Consider the following 20,479-nt stretch of genomic DNA (forward strand, 5'->3'; position numbering starts at 1 on the left):
AAATCACCTCAGGGCACCCCGGCGGATGTGCCGATACGTGTGTGTTATTTACACAAAGTGAGTGCAGTTAAAGTATTTTCGGCTTTTTCCGTCATTATCACAAGGACGAAGAGCGGATCTGCCGGCGCGCTTTATACCATAAACCCGCCCCCGACACCAACTTTTGTTACCAACCAAAGTCCTGCGAGAAATCAAATTTGGCAGCCTCAGGCCGGGCTGATACCATAAGAGACTGCTTCTTATTTCTTTCTGTTGTCGGCGAGCACGACACCTGCGGACGAATTTCATGGCAATTTCAATTAAAACACCTGATGACATCCAAAAAATGCGCGTGGCCGGCCGATTGGCTGCCGAAGTGCTGGAAATCATTGAGCCGCACGTCAAACCTGGCGTAACGACCGGCGAACTGGATCGTATCTGTCACGATCACATTACTAACCAGCAGCAGGCCATTTCTGCCTGTCTGGGCTACCACGGCTTCCCGAAATCCGTGTGTATCTCGGTGAACGAAGTGGTATGCCACGGCATCCCAAGCGATGACAAAGTCCTGAAAGACGGCGACATCGTTAATATCGACGTCACCGTGATCAAAGACGGTTTCCACGGCGATACTTCTAAAATGTTCATCGCCGGCAAACCGACCATTCTGGGCGAGCGCCTGTGCCGCATCACTCAGGAAAGCCTGTATCTGTCACTGAAAATGGTGAAGCCGGGCATCCGTCTGCGGAGCCTGGGCAAAGAGATCCAGAAATTTGTCGAAGCCGAGAATTTCTCGGTGGTGCGCGAGTACTGCGGCCACGGCATTGGCGAAGTGTTCCACGAGGAACCACAGGTACTGCACTATGACGCTGACGACGGTGGCGTGGTGTTGCAAGCCGGTATGGCCTTCACCATCGAGCCAATGGTCAACGCCGGTGATTACCGTATCCGCACCATGAAAGATGGCTGGACGGTAAAAACTAAGGATCGCAGCTTGTCGGCGCAGTATGAGCATACTATTGTGGTCACAGATAACGGCTGCGAGATAATGACGTTGCGCAAGGATGACACCATCCCCAACATCATTACGCACGAGATGTAAGCGCCGCGGCGTTTTGCCGCGATGCATGATGTCACAGGCCGGCTTTTGCCGGCCTTTTTTATGGGCTGCGTATTATGTCTGAAAACTTTCGCCAACAAGACACCTCGGTCATTGTGCAACAGGCCGTGCCGGAGCAGCCTGAATATCCCAACGCCTATGGCGATGAGGAGATCAACTGCATCGCGCTAAAACAGCGCCTTGAACAGTTCCAATTGTGGCTGGCGGCGGCATTCAACGCCGGCTCCAGCGCCGAAAGCCTGGTGGCCGCCCGCAGCGACTTTATCGACCGCCTGCTGCGCCGTCTGTGGATCTACCATGGCTTCGAGGATATCCCGGAAACCGCGCTGGTTGCCGTCGGTGGCTATGGCCGCGGCGAGCTACACCCGCTCTCGGACATTGACGTGCTGGTGCTCAGCCAGCGCCGCCTGAATGAACAACAATCCCAACGCGTGGGGGAATTTATCACCCTGCTGTGGGATCTGAAGCTGGAAGTGGGTCACAGCGTGCGAACGCTGGAAGAATGCCTGCTGGAAGGCCTGGCGGACCTGACCGTCGCCACCAACCTGATTGAGTCGCGGATGATCTGCGGCGATGTCGCGCTGTTCCTGCAAATGCAAAAACATATTTTCAGCGATGGTTTCTGGCCCTCGCCGCAATTTTTCCACGCCAAGGTGGTTGAGCAACAGGAACGCCATCAGCGATACCACGGCACCAGCTACAACCTGGAGCCGGATATCAAGAGCAGCCCCGGCGGCCTGCGCGATATTCACACGCTGCTGTGGGTGGCGCGTCGTCATTTTGGCGCTACCTCGCTGGACGAAATGGTCGGTTTCGGCTTTCTCACCCAGGCTGAACGCAACGAACTGAACGAATGCCAGAGCTTTCTGTGGCGTATCCGTTTCGCGTTGCATCTGGTGCTACCGCGCTACGACAACCGCCTGCTGTTCGATCGCCAGCTCAACGTGGCACAGTTGCTGCGTTATGAGGGGGAAGGCAACGAACCGGTTGAACGCATGATGAAGGATTTTTATCGCATGACGCGCCGCGTCGGTGAATTGAATCACATGCTGCTGCAGCTGTTCGACGAGGCCATTCTGGCATTGGATGCCACGGAAAAACCGCGGCCGTTGAACGATGATTTCCAATTGCGCGGTGATTTGATCGATCTGCGTGACGAGACGCTGTTCATCCGTCAGCCAGAAGCCATCATGCGGATGTTCTACCTGATGGTACGCAACCGTGAAATCAAAGGTATTTATTCCACTACCGTGCGCCAACTGCGCCACGCCCGTCGCCATCTGAAGCAGCCGCTGTGCACTATTCCGGAAGCGCGTGAGCTGTTTATGGCCATTCTGCGCCACCCAGGCGCGGTCTCTCGGGCATTGGTGCCTATGCATCGCCACAGCGTACTGTGGGCCTATATGCCACAGTGGGGCAAGATCGTCGGGCAAATGCAGTTCGACCTGTTCCATGCCTACACCGTCGACGAACACACCGTTCGCGTCCTGCAAAAGCTGGAAAGCTTTGCCGATGCCGAAACGCGACCGCGTCATCCACTGTGTGTCGAGCTGTATCCCCGCCTGCCGAATCCGGAACTGCTGCTGCTGGCCGCCCTGTTCCACGATATCGCCAAAGGGCGCGGTGGCGACCACTCGATCCTCGGCGCGGAAGATGCATTGGAGTTCGCAGCACTGCATGGTTTGAACTCCCGCGAAGCCCAACTGGTCGCTTGGCTGGTGCGCTGTCATCTGCTGATGTCGGTGACCGCCCAACGCCGCGATATCCAGGATCCGACCGTTATTCAGCAATTCAGCGCCGAAGTGCAGAGCGAAACCCGCCTGCGTTATCTGGTCTGTCTGACGGTGGCAGATATCTGCGCCACCAACGAAACCTTGTGGAACAGTTGGAAGCAGAGCCTGTTGCGTGAACTGTACTTCGCCACCGAAAAACAGCTGCGCCGCGGCATGCAAAATAGCCCGGACCTGCGCGAGCGCGTACGTCATCATCGCCTGCAGGCGTTGGCACTACTGCGCATGGACAATATCGACGAGGAAGCGTTGCACCGCATCTGGAGCCGCTGCCGCGCCGATTACTTCCTGCGTCACTCGCCCAATCAGTTGGCCTGGCACGCTCGTCACTTGCTGGCCCATGACTCCACCCAACCGCTGGTGCTGGTCAGCCGACAGGCAACGCGCGGTGGCACCGAAATTTTCATCTGGAGCCCGGACCGCCCGTACCTGTTTGCCGCCGTCGCCGGCGAGATGGATCGCCGCAACCTGAGCGTACATGACGCGCAGATCTTCACTAACCGCGACGGCATGGCGATGGACACCTTTATCGTGCTGGAACCGGACGGCAGCCCGCTGGCTCAGGATCGTCACACGGCGATCCGCCACGCGCTGGTGCAGGCCATTACCCAACGGGAGTATCAGCCGCCGCGCGTGCGCAGGCCCTTTTCCAAGCTGCGCCATTTCAGCGTGCCGACCGAAGTCAGCTTCCTGCCGACCCATACCGACCGCCGCAGCTATCTGGAACTGACCGCACTCGACCAACCTGGCCTGCTGGCCCGGGTGGGTGAAGTGTTCGCCGATCTGGACCTGTCGCTGCACGGCGCACGCATCTCCACTATCGGCGAGCGGGTTGAGGATTTATTTATCCTGGCCGACAGCGATCGACGCGCCCTTAACCCGGAAACGCGCAGAAAGTTGGAACAACGGTTGACAGAGGCCCTCAATCCAAACGATAAAATGTGATACAAGTAACCTTTTCGTAGACAACATCAGGACAGAGAACAGCATGCAGCAATTACAAAACGTTATTGAAAACGCCTTCGAACGCCGTGCGGAAATCACCCCGGCGAACGCAGACACCGTAACGCGCGAAGCGGTAAACCAGGTGATCGGCCTGCTGGACAGCGGCGCCCTGCGCGTTGCCGAGAAGATTGACGGTCAGTGGGTAACGCATCAGTGGCTGAAAAAGGCCGTGCTGCTTTCTTTCCGCATCAATGACAATAAAGTGATGGACGGTGCCGAAACCCGTTATTACGACAAGGTGCCGATGAAGTTCGCTGATTACGACGAAGCGCGCTTCCAGAAAGAAGGCTTCCGCGTAGTGCCACCAGCCACCGTACGCCAGGGTGCGTTCATCGCCCGCAATACCGTGCTGATGCCATCCTATGTGAACATCGGTGCCTACGTTGACGAAGGCAGCATGGTGGATACCTGGGCTACCGTCGGTTCTTGTGCGCAGATCGGTAAAAACGTTCACCTGTCCGGCGGCGTCGGCATCGGTGGCGTACTGGAGCCACTGCAGGCCAACCCGACCATCATTGAAGACAACTGCTTTATCGGCGCACGTTCAGAAGTGGTTGAAGGTGTGATCGTGGAAGAAGGTTCAGTGATCTCCATGGGTGTATACCTGGGCCAGAGCACCCGCATTTACGATCGTGAAACCGGCGAAGTGCACTACGGCCGCGTGCCGGCCGGTTCGGTGGTGGTTTCCGGTAACCTGCCGTCCAAAGATGGCTCTTATAGCCTGTATTGCGCAGTCATCGTCAAGAAAGTCGATGCCAAGACGCGCGGTAAAGTCGGCATTAATGAGTTATTACGCACCATCGACTAAAATAGACATGGCGGGTTAATCACCCGCCATTTTTTTATCTTCATTACGTGAGCAGTCACAGTCTCTGGCGCGGTTATTCGCCATAATCCCAGACCGTGGAATATAGTCTATTTATAAGGTGGCGCTATTATGTATGACAACCTGAAAAGCTTAGGAATCAATCAACCGGAAGATGTCGATCGCTATAGCCTGCGTCAGGAGGCCAATAACGACATTCTTAAGATTTATTTCCGCAAGGATAAAGGCGAGTTCTTTGCCAAGAGCGTGAAATTCAAATATCCGCGCCAACGCAAAACGGTGGTGGCAGACAATGCCGGCCAGGGTTACAAAGAAATCCACGAAATTAACCCGAACCTGCGTTATGTCATTGATGAACTGGATCAGCTATGCCAGCGCGATCAGGTGGAAGTGGATCTGAAGCGCAAAATTCTTGATGACCTGCGTCATCTGGAAGGCGTGGTCTCCCACAAGATTGCCGAGATCGAATCCGATCTGGAAAAACTGACCCGCGGTAAATAAGGGTTCAGCGAACTGGATCTACTGGACTTCATTTTTACCCTATGAATTTCGAGTTGCAGCTAGGCAGCCAACTTGCTCATCCCCAGGAGCTTACTTAAGTAAGTAACTGGGGTGTGCAAGTGCAGCTAACAACGCTGCAACTTGAAAGGCGACGGGTAAATCTATTTCAGCAACGTGCCCCATTTCGCGACCCACGGGCAAGAAACCACTTCCGGCTCCGGCTGTTCCATCGCATCGATTTCCAACACCTCACCCACGCGGGTGGCACCCTGCTCCTGCAACAGTGCATCAAACGCACGCCCGGCACCGCAGAAATTGTCATAGCTGCTGTCACCCAGCGCGATCAACCCATAGCGCAGCTCAGGTTGGTAGCCGACCTGGTCACGGATGGCGTGGAACAGCGGCGCAATGCTGTCCGGCAAATCGCCCTGGCCCGTAGTTGAGGTGATCACCAGCGCATGGTGCTGGCGGTAAAACTGCCAGGCCTCAAGCGTACCCTCTTCAAACAGTTTGACCTCGTGGCCCTGCTCGCTGAGGATAGTTTCAGCCTCTTCCGCCACCAATAATGCGTTGCCGTAGACCGTTCCCACGAAGATTCCAACCTGAGCCATTGCCCCTACTCCCTTCAATACCTTTGAAAATGATCAGTTATCCTGACCGCAAGCCGGGGGAAACTCAACCCTGGCAAGCTCAGGGATACTCTCTGTCCAGCCAAACTGTGACATGACGCCCTGCCAGCGTTCATCCCAGCGCGCAGAAAGATGCAGCGGCTCACCGGTTACCGGATGATTCAGTTGCAGATGACTGGCGTGCAGCATCAGGCGCGGGCAGCCAAAATACTGGGCCATACCCCGGTTCTGGTTCAGGTCGCCGTGTTTACTGTCGCCAATGATCGGATGGCGGATATGCACCATATGGCGGCGTAACTGGTGCTTGCGGCCATTTTCCGGCTTCAGTTCAACCAGGCTGTAGCGCGCACTGTCGTAACGGCCAATCGCCACCGGCATCTCAACCTGTGCCAACGGTCGATAATGAGTGACTGCCGGCTGTGGGCCTTTGTCCTTCGAAGCAAACTTGTCGGCGATCTTGTCCAGCTCTTCCGTCAACGGATAGTCGATGGTAGCGCCTTCCAGCACGTAACCACGCACCACTGCATGGTAGGTTTTCTGCATCTGATGCTGTTCAAACTGCTGCGACAGCAGCCGTGCCACCTCGCTGGACAGCGCCATCAACAGCACCCCGGAGGTCGGTCTATCGAGGCGGTGCACGGTATATACGTGCTGGCCAATCTGATCGCGCACGGTCTGCATCACAAATTGGGTTTCATGGCGATCCAGCCAACTACGGTGTACCAACCACCCAGAAGGCTTGTTCACCGCCACCAAATGCTCATCCTGATAAAGAATCTCAAGCATTATTGTGGCTCTTTATTCAGCATTTGATCCAGGCGCTGCAACAGCACCAACAGCGGCATGCAGTTGGGATCATTATCTTTCAACGCCTCTTCAAAGTAAGGCGTGATAGCAAAACGCGTCGGCAGCGGCGCTCCCGCATCCAGCAACGCGTACATGCGAGGCAGAAAGACCCACTGTAGCCAGGCTTCGGCCGACATGCTGTCTATGCAAAACGGCTCGGGGCTGGCGAAGGCTTCAGGCTCGGGCGGCATAGCTTGCCACAGCGCCAACTCTCGCATTGACTGTTCAATCGCCTGCAAACTATGGCGAACCTGATTTTGTATACTCATCTGCATTCCCGATCTGTTTAAACCATGATATTCAGCGGCACGGCTGAAAGGCGGCAAAGCATAGCATTTTACTTTTTATAGCCCAAATCCAGCTGAATTGATGGCATAGATACATTTGAACTGGTGGCCGGCACGGCCACACGGCACAATAAGTTCACCGAATAAACCACACAGATTAGACAGATGCCCGCAATCACACCGACAAAAAATCACGCCACGCCTGGCAAAGCCATGCTGGCTTCGGTCACCGGCTACGCCATGGACGGCTTTGACCTGCTGATCCTCGGCTTTATGCTGCCGGCCATCAGTATTGAAATGGGGCTAAGCTCCTCCGCCGCCGGTTCACTGGTCACCTGGACGTTGATCGGTGCCGTACTGGGCGGCGTGATTTTCGGCCACCTCAGCGATCGCTTTGGTCGTATCCGGGTGCTGACCATCACTATCCTGATGTTCTCATTGTTTACCGGTCTGTGCGCGTTGGCACAGGGCTACTGGGATTTGCTCGCCTACCGCACACTGGCGGGCATCGGGCTCGGTGGCGAATTTGGTATCGGCATGGCACTGATCGCCGAGGCCTGGCCGGCGGAAAAACGCAATCGCGCCTCGGCCTATGTGGGCATGGGCTGGCAACTTGGCGTGCTGGCGGCCGCCTTCCTCACCCCACTGCTGCTGGCGCATATCGGCTGGCGTGGCATGTTCCTGGTCGGGTTGCTGCCGGCACTGGTGTCATTCCTGATCCGCCGCACCCTGGGTGAACCGGAAGAGTTTGTCCGCCAGCAAAACAGCGGCCAACAGCTGTCGTTCACTCAGCGTGTGCAGCTACTGTTCAAGGACCGAGCCACCAGCAAGGCCAGCATCGGCATTTTTATTTTGTGCTCGGTGCAAAACTTCGGTTATTACGGACTGATGATTTGGATGCCGACTTACCTGGCAAAAAACTTCGGTTTCTCCCTGACCAAGTCCGGTCTGTGGACTGCAGTCACGGTGATCGGCATGACGTTCGGTATCTGGCTGTTTGGCGTGTTGGCCGATCGCTTCACCCGCTGGAAGATTTTTATCTGCTATCAGATCGGTGCGGTGGTGATGGTGGTTGTCTATGCACAACTTAGCGACCCCACGCTGATGCTGTTTGCCGGCGCGCTGATGGGGTTATTCGTGAACGGCATGATTGGTGGCTACGGCGCGTTGATTTCCGATACCTATCCGGTTCAGGCACGCGCCACTGCGCAAAACATCCTGTTTAATCTGGGGCGTGGCGTCGGCGGGCTGGGGCCATTGGTGATCGGCGCCCTGGTGACTCAGGTTTCCTTCACTGCGGCTATCAGCCTGCTGGCAGCTATTTATCTGCTGGATATCTATGCCACACTGTTCCTGCTGCCGAAAAAGCAGGGCAATGGCGATACGCTGGGGGCGATTGGTTAACAATTGAGATGGATTTGAGCAGGGGTAAGCATCCTGGATGCTTAAAACTTGACCTTGTATAAAAAGTTGAGGGCACTGCGCTAACAGTGCCCTCGGTTCGTTTTATAGCTGTCCCGCTACACAGTGTGCTCCCTGCTCAATCCTTGAAAACTTTTCCTGCGGCCATCCTGACCAAAACCATCCTGGCCCTATCCTGTAGCATCATCCTGACGCGGTTCCTCAGTCTTCATGACCCGCCAACCATCCTGTGCCGGCTCTCAATCTCCATCCTGGAGGTGTCCCTGGTTTCAATCCTGAAACATCCTGGCATCTCCTGACGCCTTCCTCCGCTCTTCACTGAACGCATCCACTTCTTCATCCTGAAGCTGCATCATCCTGATGCTTTCCAGCTCCACCGTATCCCTTCCGGTGAACATAAGATCGCTTAATTATCCCGGGTTCACAAGGGCTTACTGGCGGGCTGACAGGAAATTAACGCTAAGAGTTATCCTAAAGAAAATCTAACCAATTGATCTGGATAACAATAAACCCCATGCAAGCCAATGAGAGGGGAAAATTAAAAGCGATCTCTCACAGTCCGTGTGAGAGATCTCGCACACGGATCTCGCCGTAATTGGCCTCAAACACCCAACGTCGGGCGCAATGCATCGAGGAAATTGCCCAACGAAGCCGCCAGCAAAGTGCGTTTATCACTGCCAAACTGCTCCAGCACCACCTTGCCGCTGACGTTACACAGCGAGACCATGGTCATTTCTGATTCAGTGGTTGCCAGGAACAGCGTCGGCGACAGCTTCAGGCGCTTTTGTGTCACCAGATGGCCGATCAGGTTTTCCTGCAGGCGAATAAAGTCGTTCTCGCTCCAAACCTGTAACAGAGTCACGTAGTGCTCACCGAACTGCGCGCTCATGTCGCCTGCATACTGCTGGGTATAAAACAGGTTGATGTCCGGCTGCAAGCGCAGCTCGAGCGCCGTCTCTACCTTTTCCAGCGTCGCCGCCGGGGTAAACGGCTGCGGCAACCACAGCACTTCATCATCGCGATTTTCTACCAGGCAAGGCGACGGCACGCCGTACAGATCCTGGCTGGCTGGGGCATGACCACGCTCTTGCTGCCAAAGATCAACATAACGCTGGGTGAATTCACGCAGGGCGTGCGGTACATCATGGTCCATATTTTTTCTCGCATACGGTAAACTGGCGACCATTGTACCTATCTCTCACCAAGGTGACAGCAGATGTCCTCATATCAAGACCACCATGCCCTGTCGGCGCTAACGCTGGGTAAAGCCACCGCGTACCGCGACCATTACGACGCCACGCTGCTGCAGGCGGTGCCGCGCAGTATGAACCGGGAGCCGCTGGGATTATATCCGGACACCCTGCCGTTCCACGGTGCCGATATCTGGACGCTGTATGAACTCTCCTGGCTGAACGATAACGGCCTGCCGCAGGTCGCCGTCGGCGAGATCAGCCTTGATGCCGACAGCATCAACCTGATCGAATCCAAAAGCTTCAAACTTTACCTCAACAGCTTTAACCAAACCCAGTTCAGCGACTGGGAGGCGGTACGCAGCACCCTGCAACGCGATTTGTCCGCCTGCGCACAGGGCGAGGTCAGCGTCTCATTGTTCCGCGTCGATCAACTGGAAGGCAGTCCGATCGCCCGGTTAGAGGGTGAATGTATCGATCATCAGGACATCCGCATCGATAACTACGAATTCAATGCCGATTACCTGCAAAATGCCGCCGGTTCCCAGCAGGTGGAAGAACGGTTGGTCAGTCATCTGTTAAAGTCCAATTGCCTGATCACCAACCAGCCTGATTGGGGTTCGGTGCAAATCCATTATCGTGGCGCGCAGATCGATCGCGAGGCGCTGCTGCGTTATCTGGTGTCCTTCCGTCATCACAATGAATTCCACGAACAATGTGTCGAACGCATCTTTAACGATTTGCTGCGCTACTGCCAACCACAGAGCCTGACGGTGTACGCACGCTATACCCGCCGAGGTGGGTTGGATATCAATCCATGGCGCAGTAACACTGACTTTGTTCCATCACATGGTCGTCTGGCGCGCCAATAGTGCGAAGCATTGCTCAACAACTGAGCTAACGAGCGGTTTGTATTGGTAAAAACCAGGGGACGGCGGTAAGGTTAAATCAACAGCGCTCGGCGCTATGCCGGGCATTCCGGCAGGCCAACCCATAATGATGTTGCCGCCGTGCGCTCACTATAACGAGATGCTGTTCTGCTGCGTATGGATTACTACTGCCCCATTCCGGGTGCAAAGGAGTTACCTTGATTACACACATCAGCCCGCTTGGCTCTATGGATTTGCTGTCGCAGCTGGAAGTAGACATGCTGAAGCGTACTGCCAGCAGCGATCTATACCGTTTGTTCCGCAACTGTTCGCTGGCCGTCCTGAACTCCGGCAGCCAGACCGACAACAGCAAACAGCTGCTGTCGCGCTATGAAACCTTTGATATTAATGTCCTGCGCCGTGAGCGCGGGGTCAAACTTGAACTGGTGAATCCACCGGAAGACGCTTTTGTCGATGGTCGCATCATCCGTTCGCTACAGGCCAACCTGTTTGCCGTGCTGCGCGATATCCTGTTCGTCCACGGACAGATCGACAGCGCCGGTCGTTTCCAGCATCTGAATCTGGAAAACTCGGCCCACATTACCAATCTGGTGTTCTCTATCCTGCGTAACGCCCGTGCACTGCACCTCGATGAAGATCCTAATCTGGTGGTGTGCTGGGGGGGGCACTCGATCAACGAAAACGAATATCTGTACGCACGCAAGGTCGGTAGCCAATTGGGCCTGCGCGAGCTGAATATCTGCACCGGCTGTGGGCCAGGTGCCATGGAAGCGCCGATGAAAGGTGCTGCCGTAGGCCATGCGCAACAGCGCTACCACAACAGCCGCTTTATCGGCATGACCGAGCCGTCGATCATCGCCGCCGAACCGCCAAACCCGTTGGTCAATGAGCTGGTGATCATGCCGGACATTGAAAAACGCCTGGAGGCCTTCGTCCGTATCGCCCACGGTATCATTATCTTCCCGGGTGGTGTCGGTACGGCGGAAGAACTGCTGTATCTGCTGGGGATCCTGATGAACCCGGAGAACAGCGAGCAGGTATTGCCGCTGATCCTCACCGGGCCGAAAGAGAGCGCCAACTACTTCCACGTGCTGGATGAGTTCATCATGAACACGCTGGGAGATGAAGCGCGCCGTCACTACCGCATTATCATCGACGATCCTGCCGAAGTGGCGCGTCAGATGAAAAAAGCCATGCCGCTGGTGAAAGAAAACCGCCGTAATACTGGTGATGCCTACAGCTTTAACTGGTCTATCCGCATCGCGCCAGAGTTGCAGCTGCCGTTTGAGCCAAGCCATGAAAATATGGCGAATCTCAACCTGTATCCGGACCAGCCTGCCGAACAGCTGGCTGCCGCGCTGCGCCGTGCGTTCTCCGGCATCGTCGCCGGTAACGTGAAAGAAAATGGCATTCATGCCATCGAACAGTTTGGTCCGTACAAGCTGCACGGCGAACCGCAGATGATGAAGCAAATGGACAGCCTGTTGCAGGGCTTTGTTGCCCAGCACCGGATGAAACTGCCGGGCACCGCTTATGTGCCCTGCTACGAAATCGTCGCTTAATAAGCCATCCCGGGCGGCCTAATAACCGCCCTTCTTTTTTCTGATGCCTGACGTTGTTGCCCATGCCTATACACCTACTGATTGTCGATGCCCTCAACCTTATCCGCCGCATACACGCCGTGCAGAGTTCCCCCTGTGTGAATGCTTGCCAGCACGCACTGCAGCAGTTGATCCAGCACAGTCGACCAACGCACGCCGTGGCGGTGTTTGACGAAGATGACCGCAGTACAAGCTGGCGTCACCAAATTCTGCCCGACTACAAGGCGGGGCGTTCGCCGATGCCGGACAATTTGCAGCAGGAAATGCCGCAGCTGCGGCAGGCATTTGAATCGCTTGGCGTTGCCTGTTGGCATTCTCCGGGGAATGAAGCGGACGATCTGGCGGCAACGCTGACCGCCAAGATAGCAGGCGGCGGCCATCAGGTGACGATTGTATCCACCGACAAAGGCTATTGCCAACTGCTGGCGCCCAGCGTGCAGATCCGCGATTACTTTCAAAAACGCTGGCTGGACATGCCCTTTGTGCAGCAAGAGTTTGGCGTATCGCCACAACAATTGACGGATTACTGGGGGCTCGCGGGAATAAGCAGCAGCAAAATCCCTGGCGTGGCCGGTATTGGACCGAAGACGGCGGTATTGCTGCTACAGCAGGCAGGTTCGCTGGATGGAGTGTATCAGGGTTTGGAACAGGTGCCGGAGAAATGGCGCGGTAAACTGCAACAGCACCGCGAGATAGCCTATGTCAGTAAAAGGGTCGCGACCTTGCGAACCGATCTGACGTTAACCGGCAACCTGCAGCAACTGCGGTTACCGGTTTAAATCTGGGCGCAGCACAAGCAACGCCTTATCGATTATTCACGTTCGTCACGACGCCCCGCCACGGCCGACCACATACGGCGGACGTGGATAGTGACTTCTTCACGATCGTGATACAGCTGTTTGGCATGAATTTCTGAGCTGATCCCCGCCGCATCCAACGCTTCCTTGATCGACAGCAGGTTCTGCGAAACCTCTTCGTAACGTTTTTTCATCGGCAGTTTCAGGTTGAAGATCGCCTCACGACACCAGCCTTTCACCAGCCACTGGATCATCAAGCTGGTCACCTTCGCCGGTTTCTCCACCATGTCACACACCAGCCAGTAAATCTTGCTGCTGGAGGGTTCATATTTGAAGCCGTCGGCGCGGTGATGCGTCACCTGGCCGGTATCCATCAGGCTCTGCGCCATGGTGCCATTATCCACCGCATGCACCATCATGCTGCGTTGCACCAGTTGATAGGTCCAGCCACCCGGACAGGCGCCCAGATCGACCGCATGCATGCCGCTGCCCAAACGTTCTTCCCATTCATCGGCAGGAATGAACACGTGAAACGCTTCTTCCAGCTTCAGAGTAGAACGGCTCGGCGCATCGGACGGGAACTTCAGGCGCGGAATGCCCATATAGAACGGGGAGTTGTTGTTGCTGAAGGAGTAACCCACATAGCAGCAACCCGGCGCGATAAAGAATACGTGAACCACTGGACGGGTCTTGTTTTCTCGCGCCATCAACACCTTCTGCTCACGCATCGCCGCGCGCAATGGCACCGTCAGCTTGCGGCAGAACTTCAGCAGCTCTTTGCTTTCGTTGGTGTCCGGCACTTCCACTCGCAGCTCACCGCCACGATCGACCACGCCCATCAACATGCCGACAATCGGTGACACGCGGTCTTCCGGCGGCAAATCACGCAGCAACTCGCCAACCACCAGCATCTGACGGGCAAAAATCAGTTCACGGAACGGGATTTCCCGCGCCAGACGATCGGCATCATCAGGCTGATAGCACTCGAACAGCACATAACCGCTGTTATCTTTCACTCTGGCAAAACCGAATATTTCCAGCTCGGCTGCCTTGGCGGTAATTTCTGCCGCGCACTCTTTTTCAAAGCCTTGACGGCAATACAACGCAAGTCTATTCATGGCGCTCGGCCTTTTTCCTCAGACGCAAAGCGCCAATCAACATCAATGCCCAACCGATCAGGAAACACACGCCGCCAATCGGCGTGATGTAAACCCAGAACTTCAGGTGTGACAGCGCCAGACAGTACAGACTGCCGCTGAACAGTACGGTGCCGAGCGCCAACAGCGCCCCACTCCAATAAAACCACAGGCTGACGCGGCGTTGCATTGCCACCGCCAGTGCCAGGATCGCCAAAGTATGGAACCCCTGATAGTCCAGCCCGGTACGGATCCAGACCATCTCGTTGGCACCCAAGGTGCCACTTAATACATGTGCGCCAAACGCGCCCAGAGCAACAAATACAAAGCCGCTGATAGCGGCAAAAATCAGCATTGAACGACTGCTCATCGTTATTTACCTTTATTGAAAAAGCCGGCTGCGACAACACGGCGACCGGCCTTATTGTTCGTAGCGAAAGCGAAACTTTTCTTGTTCGCTGGCTGCCCGTGCCAGGATCCATTGACGAAAGGCGGCTATTTTACCCAGTTCTGCCTGACTGTCATGACATACCAGATAAAAAGCATTTTTACTGACCAATACTTCGTTAAAGGGACAGACCAGCCGCCCGGCTTCGATCTCGGTCTGCGCCATCACATTATTGACCAGCGCGATCCCCTGACCATGCACCGCCGCCTGAACCACCATGGCGCTGTGACTGAAAATCGGCCCCTGTTGCACGTTGATGTGCTGTAACCCCAACTGACGGGTATAGGCCAACCAGTCGCGGCGTGAAGTATCATGCAGTAGCGTGTGATAAGCCAGATCGCTCGTCACTTTTAACGCATGTTCTCCGGTCAGCAGGCTGGGCGAACACACCGGCAACAGATATTCCGCGTATAAACGTTCGGCTCGCAACCCGGTCCAGTTGCCGCGACCGTAGAAAATAGCCACGTCGACATCATCCGCCAGCTTGTCTTCTTCACGGTCTACCGCCTGGATACGGACATCGATTCCCGGATAAGCTGAGTTAAAGCCTGACAGCCGTGGCACCAACCACTGAATAGCAAAACTTGGGGGCAAACTGACGGTTAATGCCCCCTTGGCACTGCGTGCCTGCAGCTTGCGTGTCGCCTCATTAATAGAGGTGAAGATTTCCTTGATATCCAGGTAATAACTTTGCCCTTCTTCCGTCAGCAACAGCGAGCGGTTACGGCGTCGAAACAGCTTCAGGCCGAGGAAGTCCTCCAGCGACTTGATCTGGTGACTCACCGCGGCCTGGGTGACAAACAGTTCTTCTGCCGCTTTGGTAAAACTCAGGTGACGGGCAGCCGCGTCAAAGACCCGCAGTGCATTAAGAGGTGGTAAGCGTTTAGACATTTATTAGCTACTTTTGTGTAACAATAATCCGAGTGATTCGGCATAAAAAATCAGGCGGCGTTATCTGCCGTGCGATAGGCACCAGACAGCCAAGCGCTACCATTAGTTTTTTTAATCCGAGCCATTATAAATTGTCCGTTGAGCATGCGCCAGTAAATACCTATAGTGGCGGCACTTCCCGGGCCGGAACGAAAAGGGAGTGGGTGTCGAGGACGCCGATGAACTTTTGGCTTGTGGTTGTGATGTTGTGTTTGCAAATTGTCTGGCAATCCAGACGTGGTAGCTAAGCTACTGTTTTTCACTTCCTGTACATTTACCCTGTCTGTCCATAGTGATTTTATGCAGCACCGCAAGCTTTGCGGTGCTTTTTTTTGCCCATTTTGGGCCGAGATTACTGGTCGCTTTCAACCATTTCCTTCACGTCCGAGCGGTTGATCTGCTGCTCAACGCCGTTGGCATCTTTATAGCTGATCATGCCGGTGTCGTTATCCAACGCGGGTTTTCCTTTAGCGACAATGGTGCGTCCATCATTGGTCTGCATCACGTAGTTGCTGGAACAGGCGGCCAGGGTAAACGTTAGCATCAGGGCAGAGATAACTGCGGCTGTTTTCTTCATTGTGGACTCCTTGTAGTTTAAAATGCTGTAAAAACCTTTTATGTTATTTAACGCCATGACTTAGTGCGCACCTAACAGCATAACAAACTTGCCTATAATTTCCAGACGATGAATCCTAATATGCGGGATAGCTTGTCTCTGACGATAAAATAGGACAGGATCAGCCATTGACTCAAGCCAGTGACAATCAGGGTATGACACCTTTTAATCCCATCGCCTTTCGTAATCAGTTTCCTGCCTTGCAGCAAGCGGGCATTTATCTCGACAGCGCCGCCACCGCGTTGAAACCGCTGGCGGTCATCGCCGCTACGCAGCAGTTTTACCGTGACGACGCCGCCACCGTACACCGCAGCCAGCACCGGGCCGCACAGGATCTGACCGCGCGTTTCGAGCAGGCGCGCCAACAGGTTGCGACGCTGATCAATGCCCCTTCGGCCGATGACATTATCTGGACCCGTGGTACCACCGAAGCGATCAATTTGGTGGCTCAAAGCTATGCCCGCCCCCGCCTGCAACCGGGTGACGAAATTCTGGTGAGCGAAGCCGAACACCACGCCAATTTGATCCCCTGGTTGATGGTGGCGGAACAAACCGGTGCACGGGTGGTGAAATTGCCGCTTGGCGCTGACCGCCTGCCAGATCTGGCGCAGTTGCCAAGCCTGCTGAGCGATAAAACTCGCCTGCTGGCGCTGGGCCAAATGTCTAACGTCACCGGCGGTTGTCCGGATCTGGAGTTGACCATTCGGCTAGCCCACGGTGCCGGTGCCCGGGTGATGATCGACGGCGCTCAAGGCATAGTCCACTGCCCGGCTGACGTTCAGCGGCTGAACATTGATTTCTATGCCTTCTCCGGCCATAAGCTGTATGGCCCGACCGGCATCGGTGCGCTATACGGTAAAAGCGAATTGCTGGCGCAGATGGCCCCCTGGCAAGGCGGCGGCAAGATGTTGACTCAAGCGTCCTTTGAAGGCTTCACGCCGCAAAAACCACCGCACTGTTTTGAAGCCGGCACGCCAAATATCGCCGGTGTGCTGGGGCTGGCCGCCGCATTGGAGTGGCTTGGTGAGCAGGATCTGGCGGCAGCCGAGCAATACAGCCGCGAACTGGCCAACCTTGCCGAGCAACGACTGACGCAACTGCCGGGGTTCCGCAGCTTCCGTTGTTCTGGCTCCAGCTTGCTGGCGTTTGATATTGCCGGGATCCATCACAGCGATATCGTCACCCTGCTGGCAGAACAAGGTATCGCGCTGCGTGCCGGTCAACACTGCGCCCAGCCGCTGATGGCAGCGCTCGGCGTCAGCGGGACGCTGCGCGCCTCCTTTGCCCCCTACAACGCAATGGAAGATGTCGATGCCCTGGTGGCCGCACTGCAAAACGCCATCGACCTGCTGGCCGACTAAATGAATCCTGGAGAAGTTATGCTTGCCCCCCACCCCTTTGGCCGCGAAATAACCGGCGAAGCGTTGATAGATAAATTTACCGTGCTGAAGCAGTGGGAAGATCGTTATCGCCAACTGATCATGCTGGCGAAACAATTGCCGCCGCTGCCAGAGGCATTACGCGCAGCGGAAATGGAATTGAGTGGCTGTGAAAATCGGGTCTGGCTGGGGCATCAGTTACTGGCGGACGGCACGTTGCACTTTTACGGTGACAGCGAAGGTCGTATCGTACGCGGCCTGTTGGCGGTACTGCTAACGGCGGTAGAAGGAAAAACGCCACAGCAGATCGCAACGATAGATCCCCTGGCACTGTTCGAGCAACTGGCATTACGTGCTCAGCTCAGTGCCACCCGCGCCAGCGGACTGGCAGCGCTGGCCGCTGCCGTGAAGGAAATGGCAGCTCGCTACGCCTGACGCGCGGCTTTCGCCACCATCTTCTTCAGCGCATGGGAAACGGCGACAAAACCAAAGGTCGCGGTCACCATGGTTGCCGCACCAAATCCCGCACTGCAATCCATACGTTTTGGCCCTTCCGCGGTACTGCGTGACGCGCAAACGCTGCCATCCGGCTGTGGGTAAACCAACGGCTCGCTGGAAAATACGCAGTCAATGCCCAGCTTGCCCTTGCTGTTCTTCACCACGTTAAAATCATTTTTCAACCGCTCACGCAGCTTGGCCGCCAGCGGATCCTGAATGGTTTTGGCCAGATCGACCACTGCAATCTGGGTCGGATCTATCTGACCACCTGCTCCGCCGGTAGTGACCACCGGGATCTTGTAACGACGACAATAGGCCAACAGCGCGGCCTTCGGTCGCACGCTGTCAATCGCATCGATGACATAGCTAAAATTGTTATTCAGCAGCTCGGCAACGTTGTCCGCAGTAATAAAGTCGTCAATGCAGGTCACCCGGCACTCCGGGTTGATCGCCAGAATGCGCTCCGCCATCACTTCCGTTTTTGACTGGCCCACATGCTGACGCAGCGCGTGGATTTGGCGGTTGGTGTTGGTGACACAGACATCATCCATATCAATCAGCGTAATGGCACCGATGCCGGTGCGCGCCAGCGCCTCGGCCGCCCAGGAGCCCACACCGCCGATGCCAATCACGCAAATGTGCGCCTGGGCAAACAGCGCCAGGGCCTGCTGACCGTACAAACGTGCCGTGCCGCCAAAACGCTGCAGATAGGCTTCAGAATAGGCTGTGCTCATAACGCTTTAGTACCTTAACATTGCAAATGATAAGGGCCGGAGTGTCCGGCCCTTGCGGTCAATTGTTGCCGTTAGCGGGTAACCAACAGCGAGCCGCCGGAAGTAGCACCACGGGTCTGGCCGGTGAACAAAGGCGCATTAACGTTAGCACCCTTCAGCACCCAAACGCGGCCATAGTGGTTGTAGAAACCCGCCGAATGACCGGCATCCGGTCCGATGCCCTGGTACATATCGAAGTGCTGGCCTTTGATCGCCCCACCCACGTCCAGAGCTACCATCAGGCGCATCTCATATTTTCCCGTGAATTTACCCTTGTTGTCCAGCAACGGCACTTCTGCCAGCAGCGTGGTGCCCGCCGGGATCAGTGAACGGTCGGAAGCCACCGACGCCTTGGCGACCAACGGAACGGCACTGGCTCCCCGTACCGGCGCAAAGGACTCTGGACGGAAGAAGACAAAAGAAGGGTTTTGCTCCAACAGTTCACGTACTTCGGCGGCGCTGTGAGTATCCGCCCATTGACGAATCGCCTGCATCGACATATCTGCTTTAGCCACTTCGCCACGATCGATCAACACTTTACCGATACTGCGATAGGCATGGCCGTTCTTGCCGCCGTAGCCGAAGAACACCAGCGGCTGACCGTTGCCGTAATCCACATAACCGCTGCCCTGGACTTCCATCATAAAGTTGTCCATCAGCGAGTTGGTGTACGCCACAATATAGCGGTCATCCAATGCGCCCGAGTAAATGCCCGCGCGATCGGGCAGGCGGCCTTTACCTTTTGGCGGCATGCGGTACAGCGGATAACGGAACTCACCCTGTTGGGTGTAGCGCGCCTGCAGCACCGGCGTGTAGTAACCGGTAAATTGTACGTTGCCATAGCTGTCCACGCCTTCCATTTGATAAGCGCTGAGGCCGTATTGGTTCAGAGTACGAGTATCGGCACCGGACGCCATCCAGCTTTGTACTGCCTGAAAGGTGGTGTTGTTGCGATTAAAGAGTGAAGGAGAGGCGTATTTAATCTCCATCAGTTGATCCGAGTAATCCTTGGCATTCACCGGCACGCCCTTGGCATTGGGTTGATTCACCAACTCCAGCGACTGATCCAGGTGACCGTCCTTATATTGTTGTCCCCGGTCGGTCGGCTTGGAAGAACAGCCTGCCAGTACCGCTACCATTAACCCGCCCAGCAGGTATTTGCCCCAACGTCCTTTCATCGCGCACACTCTCTACATATATGATCTACCGGCGAACGATAACAAACGCCCATAGATAAAGGAATCGCCGCCAATAAAAAAAGCCATACGGCCAATAACGATGAAAAAGAACGCACATTGCGGACTAATCCAGCAGAAAGACTGTTTTAGTTCAATTAAATGCAAAAAGGGTTGCAACAAAATGCACGGAGAGTATAGTGCGCTTCCATCGGACGCGGGGTGGAGCAGCCTGGTAGCTCGTCGGGCTCATAACCCGAAGGTCGTCGGTTCAAATCCGGCCTCCGCAACCAACCGATATTGCCAGAGGCAGTATCAAGTAACGTGTTGGATTCGATGAAAAAGTATTATACGGACGCGGGGTGGAGCAGCCTGGTAGCTCGTCGGGCTCATAACCCGAAGGTCGTCGGTTCAAATCCGGCCCCCGCAACCAACCGATACTGTACCAGCGGTATCATATGAAATGTTGGTTTCGATAATACAAGCATTAAGACGGACGCGGGGTGGAGCAGCCCGGTAGCTCGTCGGGCTCATAACCCGAAGGTCGTCGGTTCAAATCCGGCCCCCGCAACCAATCTTAATGACTACAGATAAGCACCTTAACGGGTGTTTTTTTGTATCTGAAATCCGCCAAAAGCCGA

The 20,479-nt window shown here is 55.5% G+C and carries 20 protein-coding genes and 3 tRNA genes; 13 read left to right on the forward strand and 10 right to left on the reverse strand.

Annotated features, from left to right (window positions below):
* Positions 1–286: 286 nt before the first annotated feature.
* From map to F8R23_RS20240, 4 genes are all read left to right on the forward strand, one after another.
* The gene (map, locus tag F8R23_RS20225; RefSeq protein ID WP_112347223.1) at positions 287–1,081 is read left to right on the forward strand and encodes a type I methionyl aminopeptidase; all 795 of its coding nucleotides are present in this window, start codon (positions 287–289) and stop codon (positions 1,079–1,081) included.
* 74 nt (positions 1,082–1,155) lie between these two features.
* On the forward strand, positions 1,156–3,834 hold the full coding sequence (glnD, locus tag F8R23_RS20230) for a bifunctional uridylyltransferase/uridylyl-removing protein GlnD (protein ID WP_129937863.1): 2,679 nt from the start codon (positions 1,156–1,158) through the stop codon (positions 3,832–3,834).
* 43 nt (positions 3,835–3,877) lie between these two features.
* A complete protein-coding gene (dapD, locus tag F8R23_RS20235) occupies positions 3,878–4,702 on the forward strand; it encodes a 2,3,4,5-tetrahydropyridine-2,6-dicarboxylate N-succinyltransferase (protein WP_085118544.1) in 825 nt (274 codons plus the stop codon).
* Between the two features lie 129 nt (positions 4,703–4,831).
* The gene (locus F8R23_RS20240) at positions 4,832–5,221 is read left to right on the forward strand and encodes a DUF3461 family protein (protein ID WP_006318690.1); all 390 of its coding nucleotides are present in this window, start codon (positions 4,832–4,834) and stop codon (positions 5,219–5,221) included.
* Positions 5,222–5,382: 161 nt separating this feature from the next.
* Here the strand turns inward: F8R23_RS20240 and F8R23_RS20245 are convergent, their stop codons facing one another.
* The 3 genes from F8R23_RS20245 to F8R23_RS20255 are packed head-to-tail and all read right to left on the reverse strand — an operon-like array spanning position 5,383 to position 6,965.
* A complete protein-coding gene (locus tag F8R23_RS20245; protein WP_129937093.1) occupies positions 5,383–5,832 on the reverse strand; it encodes a flavodoxin in 450 nt (149 codons plus the stop codon).
* A gap of 33 nt (positions 5,833–5,865) precedes the next feature.
* On the reverse strand, positions 5,866–6,636 hold the full coding sequence (truC, locus tag F8R23_RS20250) for a tRNA pseudouridine(65) synthase TruC (RefSeq protein WP_129937092.1): 771 nt from the start codon (positions 6,634–6,636) through the stop codon (positions 5,866–5,868).
* Positions 6,636–6,965, reverse strand: coding sequence for a YqcC family protein (locus F8R23_RS20255; RefSeq protein WP_165366331.1), 330 nt, complete (start codon positions 6,963–6,965; stop codon positions 6,636–6,638). The genes truC and F8R23_RS20255 overlap by 1 nt, the downstream gene beginning before the upstream one ends.
* 183 nt (positions 6,966–7,148) lie before the next feature.
* On the opposite strand from F8R23_RS20255, the gene F8R23_RS20260 reads away from it, so the two are divergent.
* The gene (locus F8R23_RS20260) at positions 7,149–8,387 is read left to right on the forward strand and encodes an MFS transporter (protein WP_151415934.1); all 1,239 of its coding nucleotides are present in this window, start codon (positions 7,149–7,151) and stop codon (positions 8,385–8,387) included.
* A 619-nt stretch (positions 8,388–9,006) separates the two neighbouring features.
* On the opposite strand, the gene syd is transcribed toward F8R23_RS20260, so the two are convergent.
* Positions 9,007–9,558, reverse strand: a complete 552-nt coding sequence (gene syd / locus F8R23_RS20265; RefSeq protein ID WP_129937090.1) for a SecY-interacting protein — start codon at positions 9,556–9,558, stop codon at positions 9,007–9,009.
* A 63-nt stretch (positions 9,559–9,621) separates the two neighbouring features.
* Here syd and queF point away from each other — a divergent pair, with 63 nt between their 5' ends.
* From queF to xni, 3 genes are all read left to right on the forward strand, one after another.
* On the forward strand, positions 9,622–10,467 hold the full coding sequence (gene queF / locus F8R23_RS20270; RefSeq protein ID WP_129937860.1) for an NADPH-dependent 7-cyano-7-deazaguanine reductase QueF: 846 nt from the start codon (positions 9,622–9,624) through the stop codon (positions 10,465–10,467).
* A gap of 215 nt (positions 10,468–10,682) precedes the next feature.
* Positions 10,683–12,047, forward strand: a complete 1,365-nt coding sequence (gene ppnN / locus F8R23_RS20275) for a nucleotide 5'-monophosphate nucleosidase PpnN (protein ID WP_112347229.1) — start codon at positions 10,683–10,685, stop codon at positions 12,045–12,047.
* 62 nt (positions 12,048–12,109) lie between these two features.
* A complete protein-coding gene (gene xni, locus F8R23_RS20280; protein WP_151415935.1) occupies positions 12,110–12,865 on the forward strand; it encodes a flap endonuclease Xni in 756 nt (251 codons plus the stop codon).
* 32 nt (positions 12,866–12,897) lie between these two features.
* Here the strand turns inward: xni and rlmM are convergent, their stop codons facing one another.
* The 4 genes from rlmM to F8R23_RS20300 form a co-directional block, all read right to left on the reverse strand.
* On the reverse strand, positions 12,898–14,001 hold the full coding sequence (gene rlmM, locus F8R23_RS20285; protein ID WP_099064997.1) for a 23S rRNA (cytidine(2498)-2'-O)-methyltransferase RlmM: 1,104 nt from the start codon (positions 13,999–14,001) through the stop codon (positions 12,898–12,900).
* Positions 13,994–14,389, reverse strand: coding sequence for a DUF423 domain-containing protein (locus F8R23_RS20290; RefSeq protein WP_099064996.1), 396 nt, complete (start codon positions 14,387–14,389; stop codon positions 13,994–13,996). The genes rlmM and F8R23_RS20290 overlap by 8 nt, the downstream gene beginning before the upstream one ends.
* Positions 14,390–14,440: 51 nt before the next feature.
* The gene (locus F8R23_RS20295; RefSeq protein ID WP_085118561.1) at positions 14,441–15,358 is read right to left on the reverse strand and encodes a transcriptional regulator GcvA; all 918 of its coding nucleotides are present in this window, start codon (positions 15,356–15,358) and stop codon (positions 14,441–14,443) included.
* 391 nt (positions 15,359–15,749) lie between these two features.
* Entirely contained in the window at positions 15,750–15,974 is a 225-nt protein-coding gene (locus F8R23_RS20300) for a YgdI/YgdR family lipoprotein (RefSeq protein ID WP_085118562.1), read from the reverse strand.
* A gap of 194 nt (positions 15,975–16,168) precedes the next feature.
* Here F8R23_RS20300 and csdA point away from each other — a divergent pair, with 194 nt between their 5' ends.
* The gene (gene csdA, locus F8R23_RS20305; protein WP_151415960.1) at positions 16,169–17,374 is read left to right on the forward strand and encodes a cysteine desulfurase CsdA; all 1,206 of its coding nucleotides are present in this window, start codon (positions 16,169–16,171) and stop codon (positions 17,372–17,374) included.
* An 18-nt stretch (positions 17,375–17,392) separates the two neighbouring features.
* Positions 17,393–17,827, forward strand: coding sequence for a cysteine desulfurase sulfur acceptor subunit CsdE (gene csdE / locus F8R23_RS20310; RefSeq protein WP_112347231.1), 435 nt, complete (start codon positions 17,393–17,395; stop codon positions 17,825–17,827).
* On the opposite strand, the gene tcdA is transcribed toward csdE, so the two are convergent.
* Together tcdA and mltA are read right to left on the reverse strand one after the other, a co-directional pair.
* Positions 17,818–18,624, reverse strand: a complete 807-nt coding sequence (gene tcdA, locus F8R23_RS20315) for a tRNA cyclic N6-threonylcarbamoyladenosine(37) synthase TcdA (protein WP_012146512.1) — start codon at positions 18,622–18,624, stop codon at positions 17,818–17,820. The two genes, csdE and tcdA, sit on opposite strands and share 10 nt — an antisense overlap.
* 71 nt (positions 18,625–18,695) lie before the next feature.
* On the reverse strand, positions 18,696–19,841 hold the full coding sequence (mltA, locus tag F8R23_RS20320; protein WP_129937087.1) for a murein transglycosylase A: 1,146 nt from the start codon (positions 19,839–19,841) through the stop codon (positions 18,696–18,698).
* 213 nt (positions 19,842–20,054) lie between these two features.
* On the opposite strand from mltA, the gene F8R23_RS20325 reads away from it, so the two are divergent.
* The 3 genes from F8R23_RS20325 to F8R23_RS20335 all read left to right on the forward strand — a co-directional run bounded on the left by F8R23_RS20325 (position 20,055) and on the right by F8R23_RS20335 (position 20,412).
* Positions 20,055–20,131, forward strand: a tRNA-Met gene (locus F8R23_RS20325).
* Positions 20,132–20,194: 63 nt separating this feature from the next.
* Positions 20,195–20,271: transfer RNA gene (locus tag F8R23_RS20330), tRNA-Met, on the forward strand.
* Between the two features lie 64 nt (positions 20,272–20,335).
* A tRNA-Met gene (locus tag F8R23_RS20335) sits at positions 20,336–20,412 on the forward strand.
* Positions 20,413–20,479: the final 67 nt, after the last annotated feature.

Origin of the sequence: Serratia proteamaculans, assembly GCF_008830365.1 — a bacterium.
GTDB classification, from domain to species: domain Bacteria; phylum Pseudomonadota; class Gammaproteobacteria; order Enterobacterales; family Enterobacteriaceae; genus Serratia; species Serratia proteamaculans.

Coding starts and splice junctions, on each gene's coding strand:
- map (WP_112347223.1), top strand. CDS start 287: ATGGCAATTTCAATTAAAACACCTGATGACATCCAAAAAATGCGCGTG.
- glnD (WP_129937863.1), top strand. CDS start 1,156: ATGTCTGAAAACTTTCGCCAACAAGACACCTCGGTCATTGTGCAACAG.
- dapD (WP_085118544.1), top strand. CDS start 3,878: ATGCAGCAATTACAAAACGTTATTGAAAACGCCTTCGAACGCCGTGCG.
- F8R23_RS20240 (WP_006318690.1), top strand. CDS start 4,832: ATGTATGACAACCTGAAAAGCTTAGGAATCAATCAACCGGAAGATGTC.
- F8R23_RS20245 (WP_129937093.1), bottom strand. CDS start 5,832: ATGGCTCAGGTTGGAATCTTCGTGGGAACGGTCTACGGCAACGCATTA.
- truC (WP_129937092.1), bottom strand. CDS start 6,636: ATGCTTGAGATTCTTTATCAGGATGAGCATTTGGTGGCGGTGAACAAG.
- F8R23_RS20255 (WP_165366331.1), bottom strand. CDS start 6,965: ATGAGTATACAAAATCAGGTTCGCCATAGTTTGCAGGCGATTGAACAG.
- F8R23_RS20260 (WP_151415934.1), top strand. CDS start 7,149: ATGCCCGCAATCACACCGACAAAAAATCACGCCACGCCTGGCAAAGCC.
- syd (WP_129937090.1), bottom strand. CDS start 9,558: ATGGACCATGATGTACCGCACGCCCTGCGTGAATTCACCCAGCGTTAT.
- queF (WP_129937860.1), top strand. CDS start 9,622: ATGTCCTCATATCAAGACCACCATGCCCTGTCGGCGCTAACGCTGGGT.
- xni (WP_151415935.1), top strand. CDS start 12,110: ATGCCTATACACCTACTGATTGTCGATGCCCTCAACCTTATCCGCCGC.
- rlmM (WP_099064997.1), bottom strand. CDS start 14,001: ATGAATAGACTTGCGTTGTATTGCCGTCAAGGCTTTGAAAAAGAGTGC.
- F8R23_RS20290 (WP_099064996.1), bottom strand. CDS start 14,389: ATGAGCAGTCGTTCAATGCTGATTTTTGCCGCTATCAGCGGCTTTGTA.
- F8R23_RS20295 (WP_085118561.1), bottom strand. CDS start 15,358: ATGTCTAAACGCTTACCACCTCTTAATGCACTGCGGGTCTTTGACGCG.
- F8R23_RS20300 (WP_085118562.1), bottom strand. CDS start 15,974: ATGAAGAAAACAGCCGCAGTTATCTCTGCCCTGATGCTAACGTTTACC.
- csdA (WP_151415960.1), top strand. CDS start 16,169: ATGACACCTTTTAATCCCATCGCCTTTCGTAATCAGTTTCCTGCCTTG.
- csdE (WP_112347231.1), top strand. CDS start 17,393: ATGCTTGCCCCCCACCCCTTTGGCCGCGAAATAACCGGCGAAGCGTTG.
- tcdA (WP_012146512.1), bottom strand. CDS start 18,624: ATGAGCACAGCCTATTCTGAAGCCTATCTGCAGCGTTTTGGCGGCACG.
- mltA (WP_129937087.1), bottom strand. CDS start 19,841: ATGAAAGGACGTTGGGGCAAATACCTGCTGGGCGGGTTAATGGTAGCG.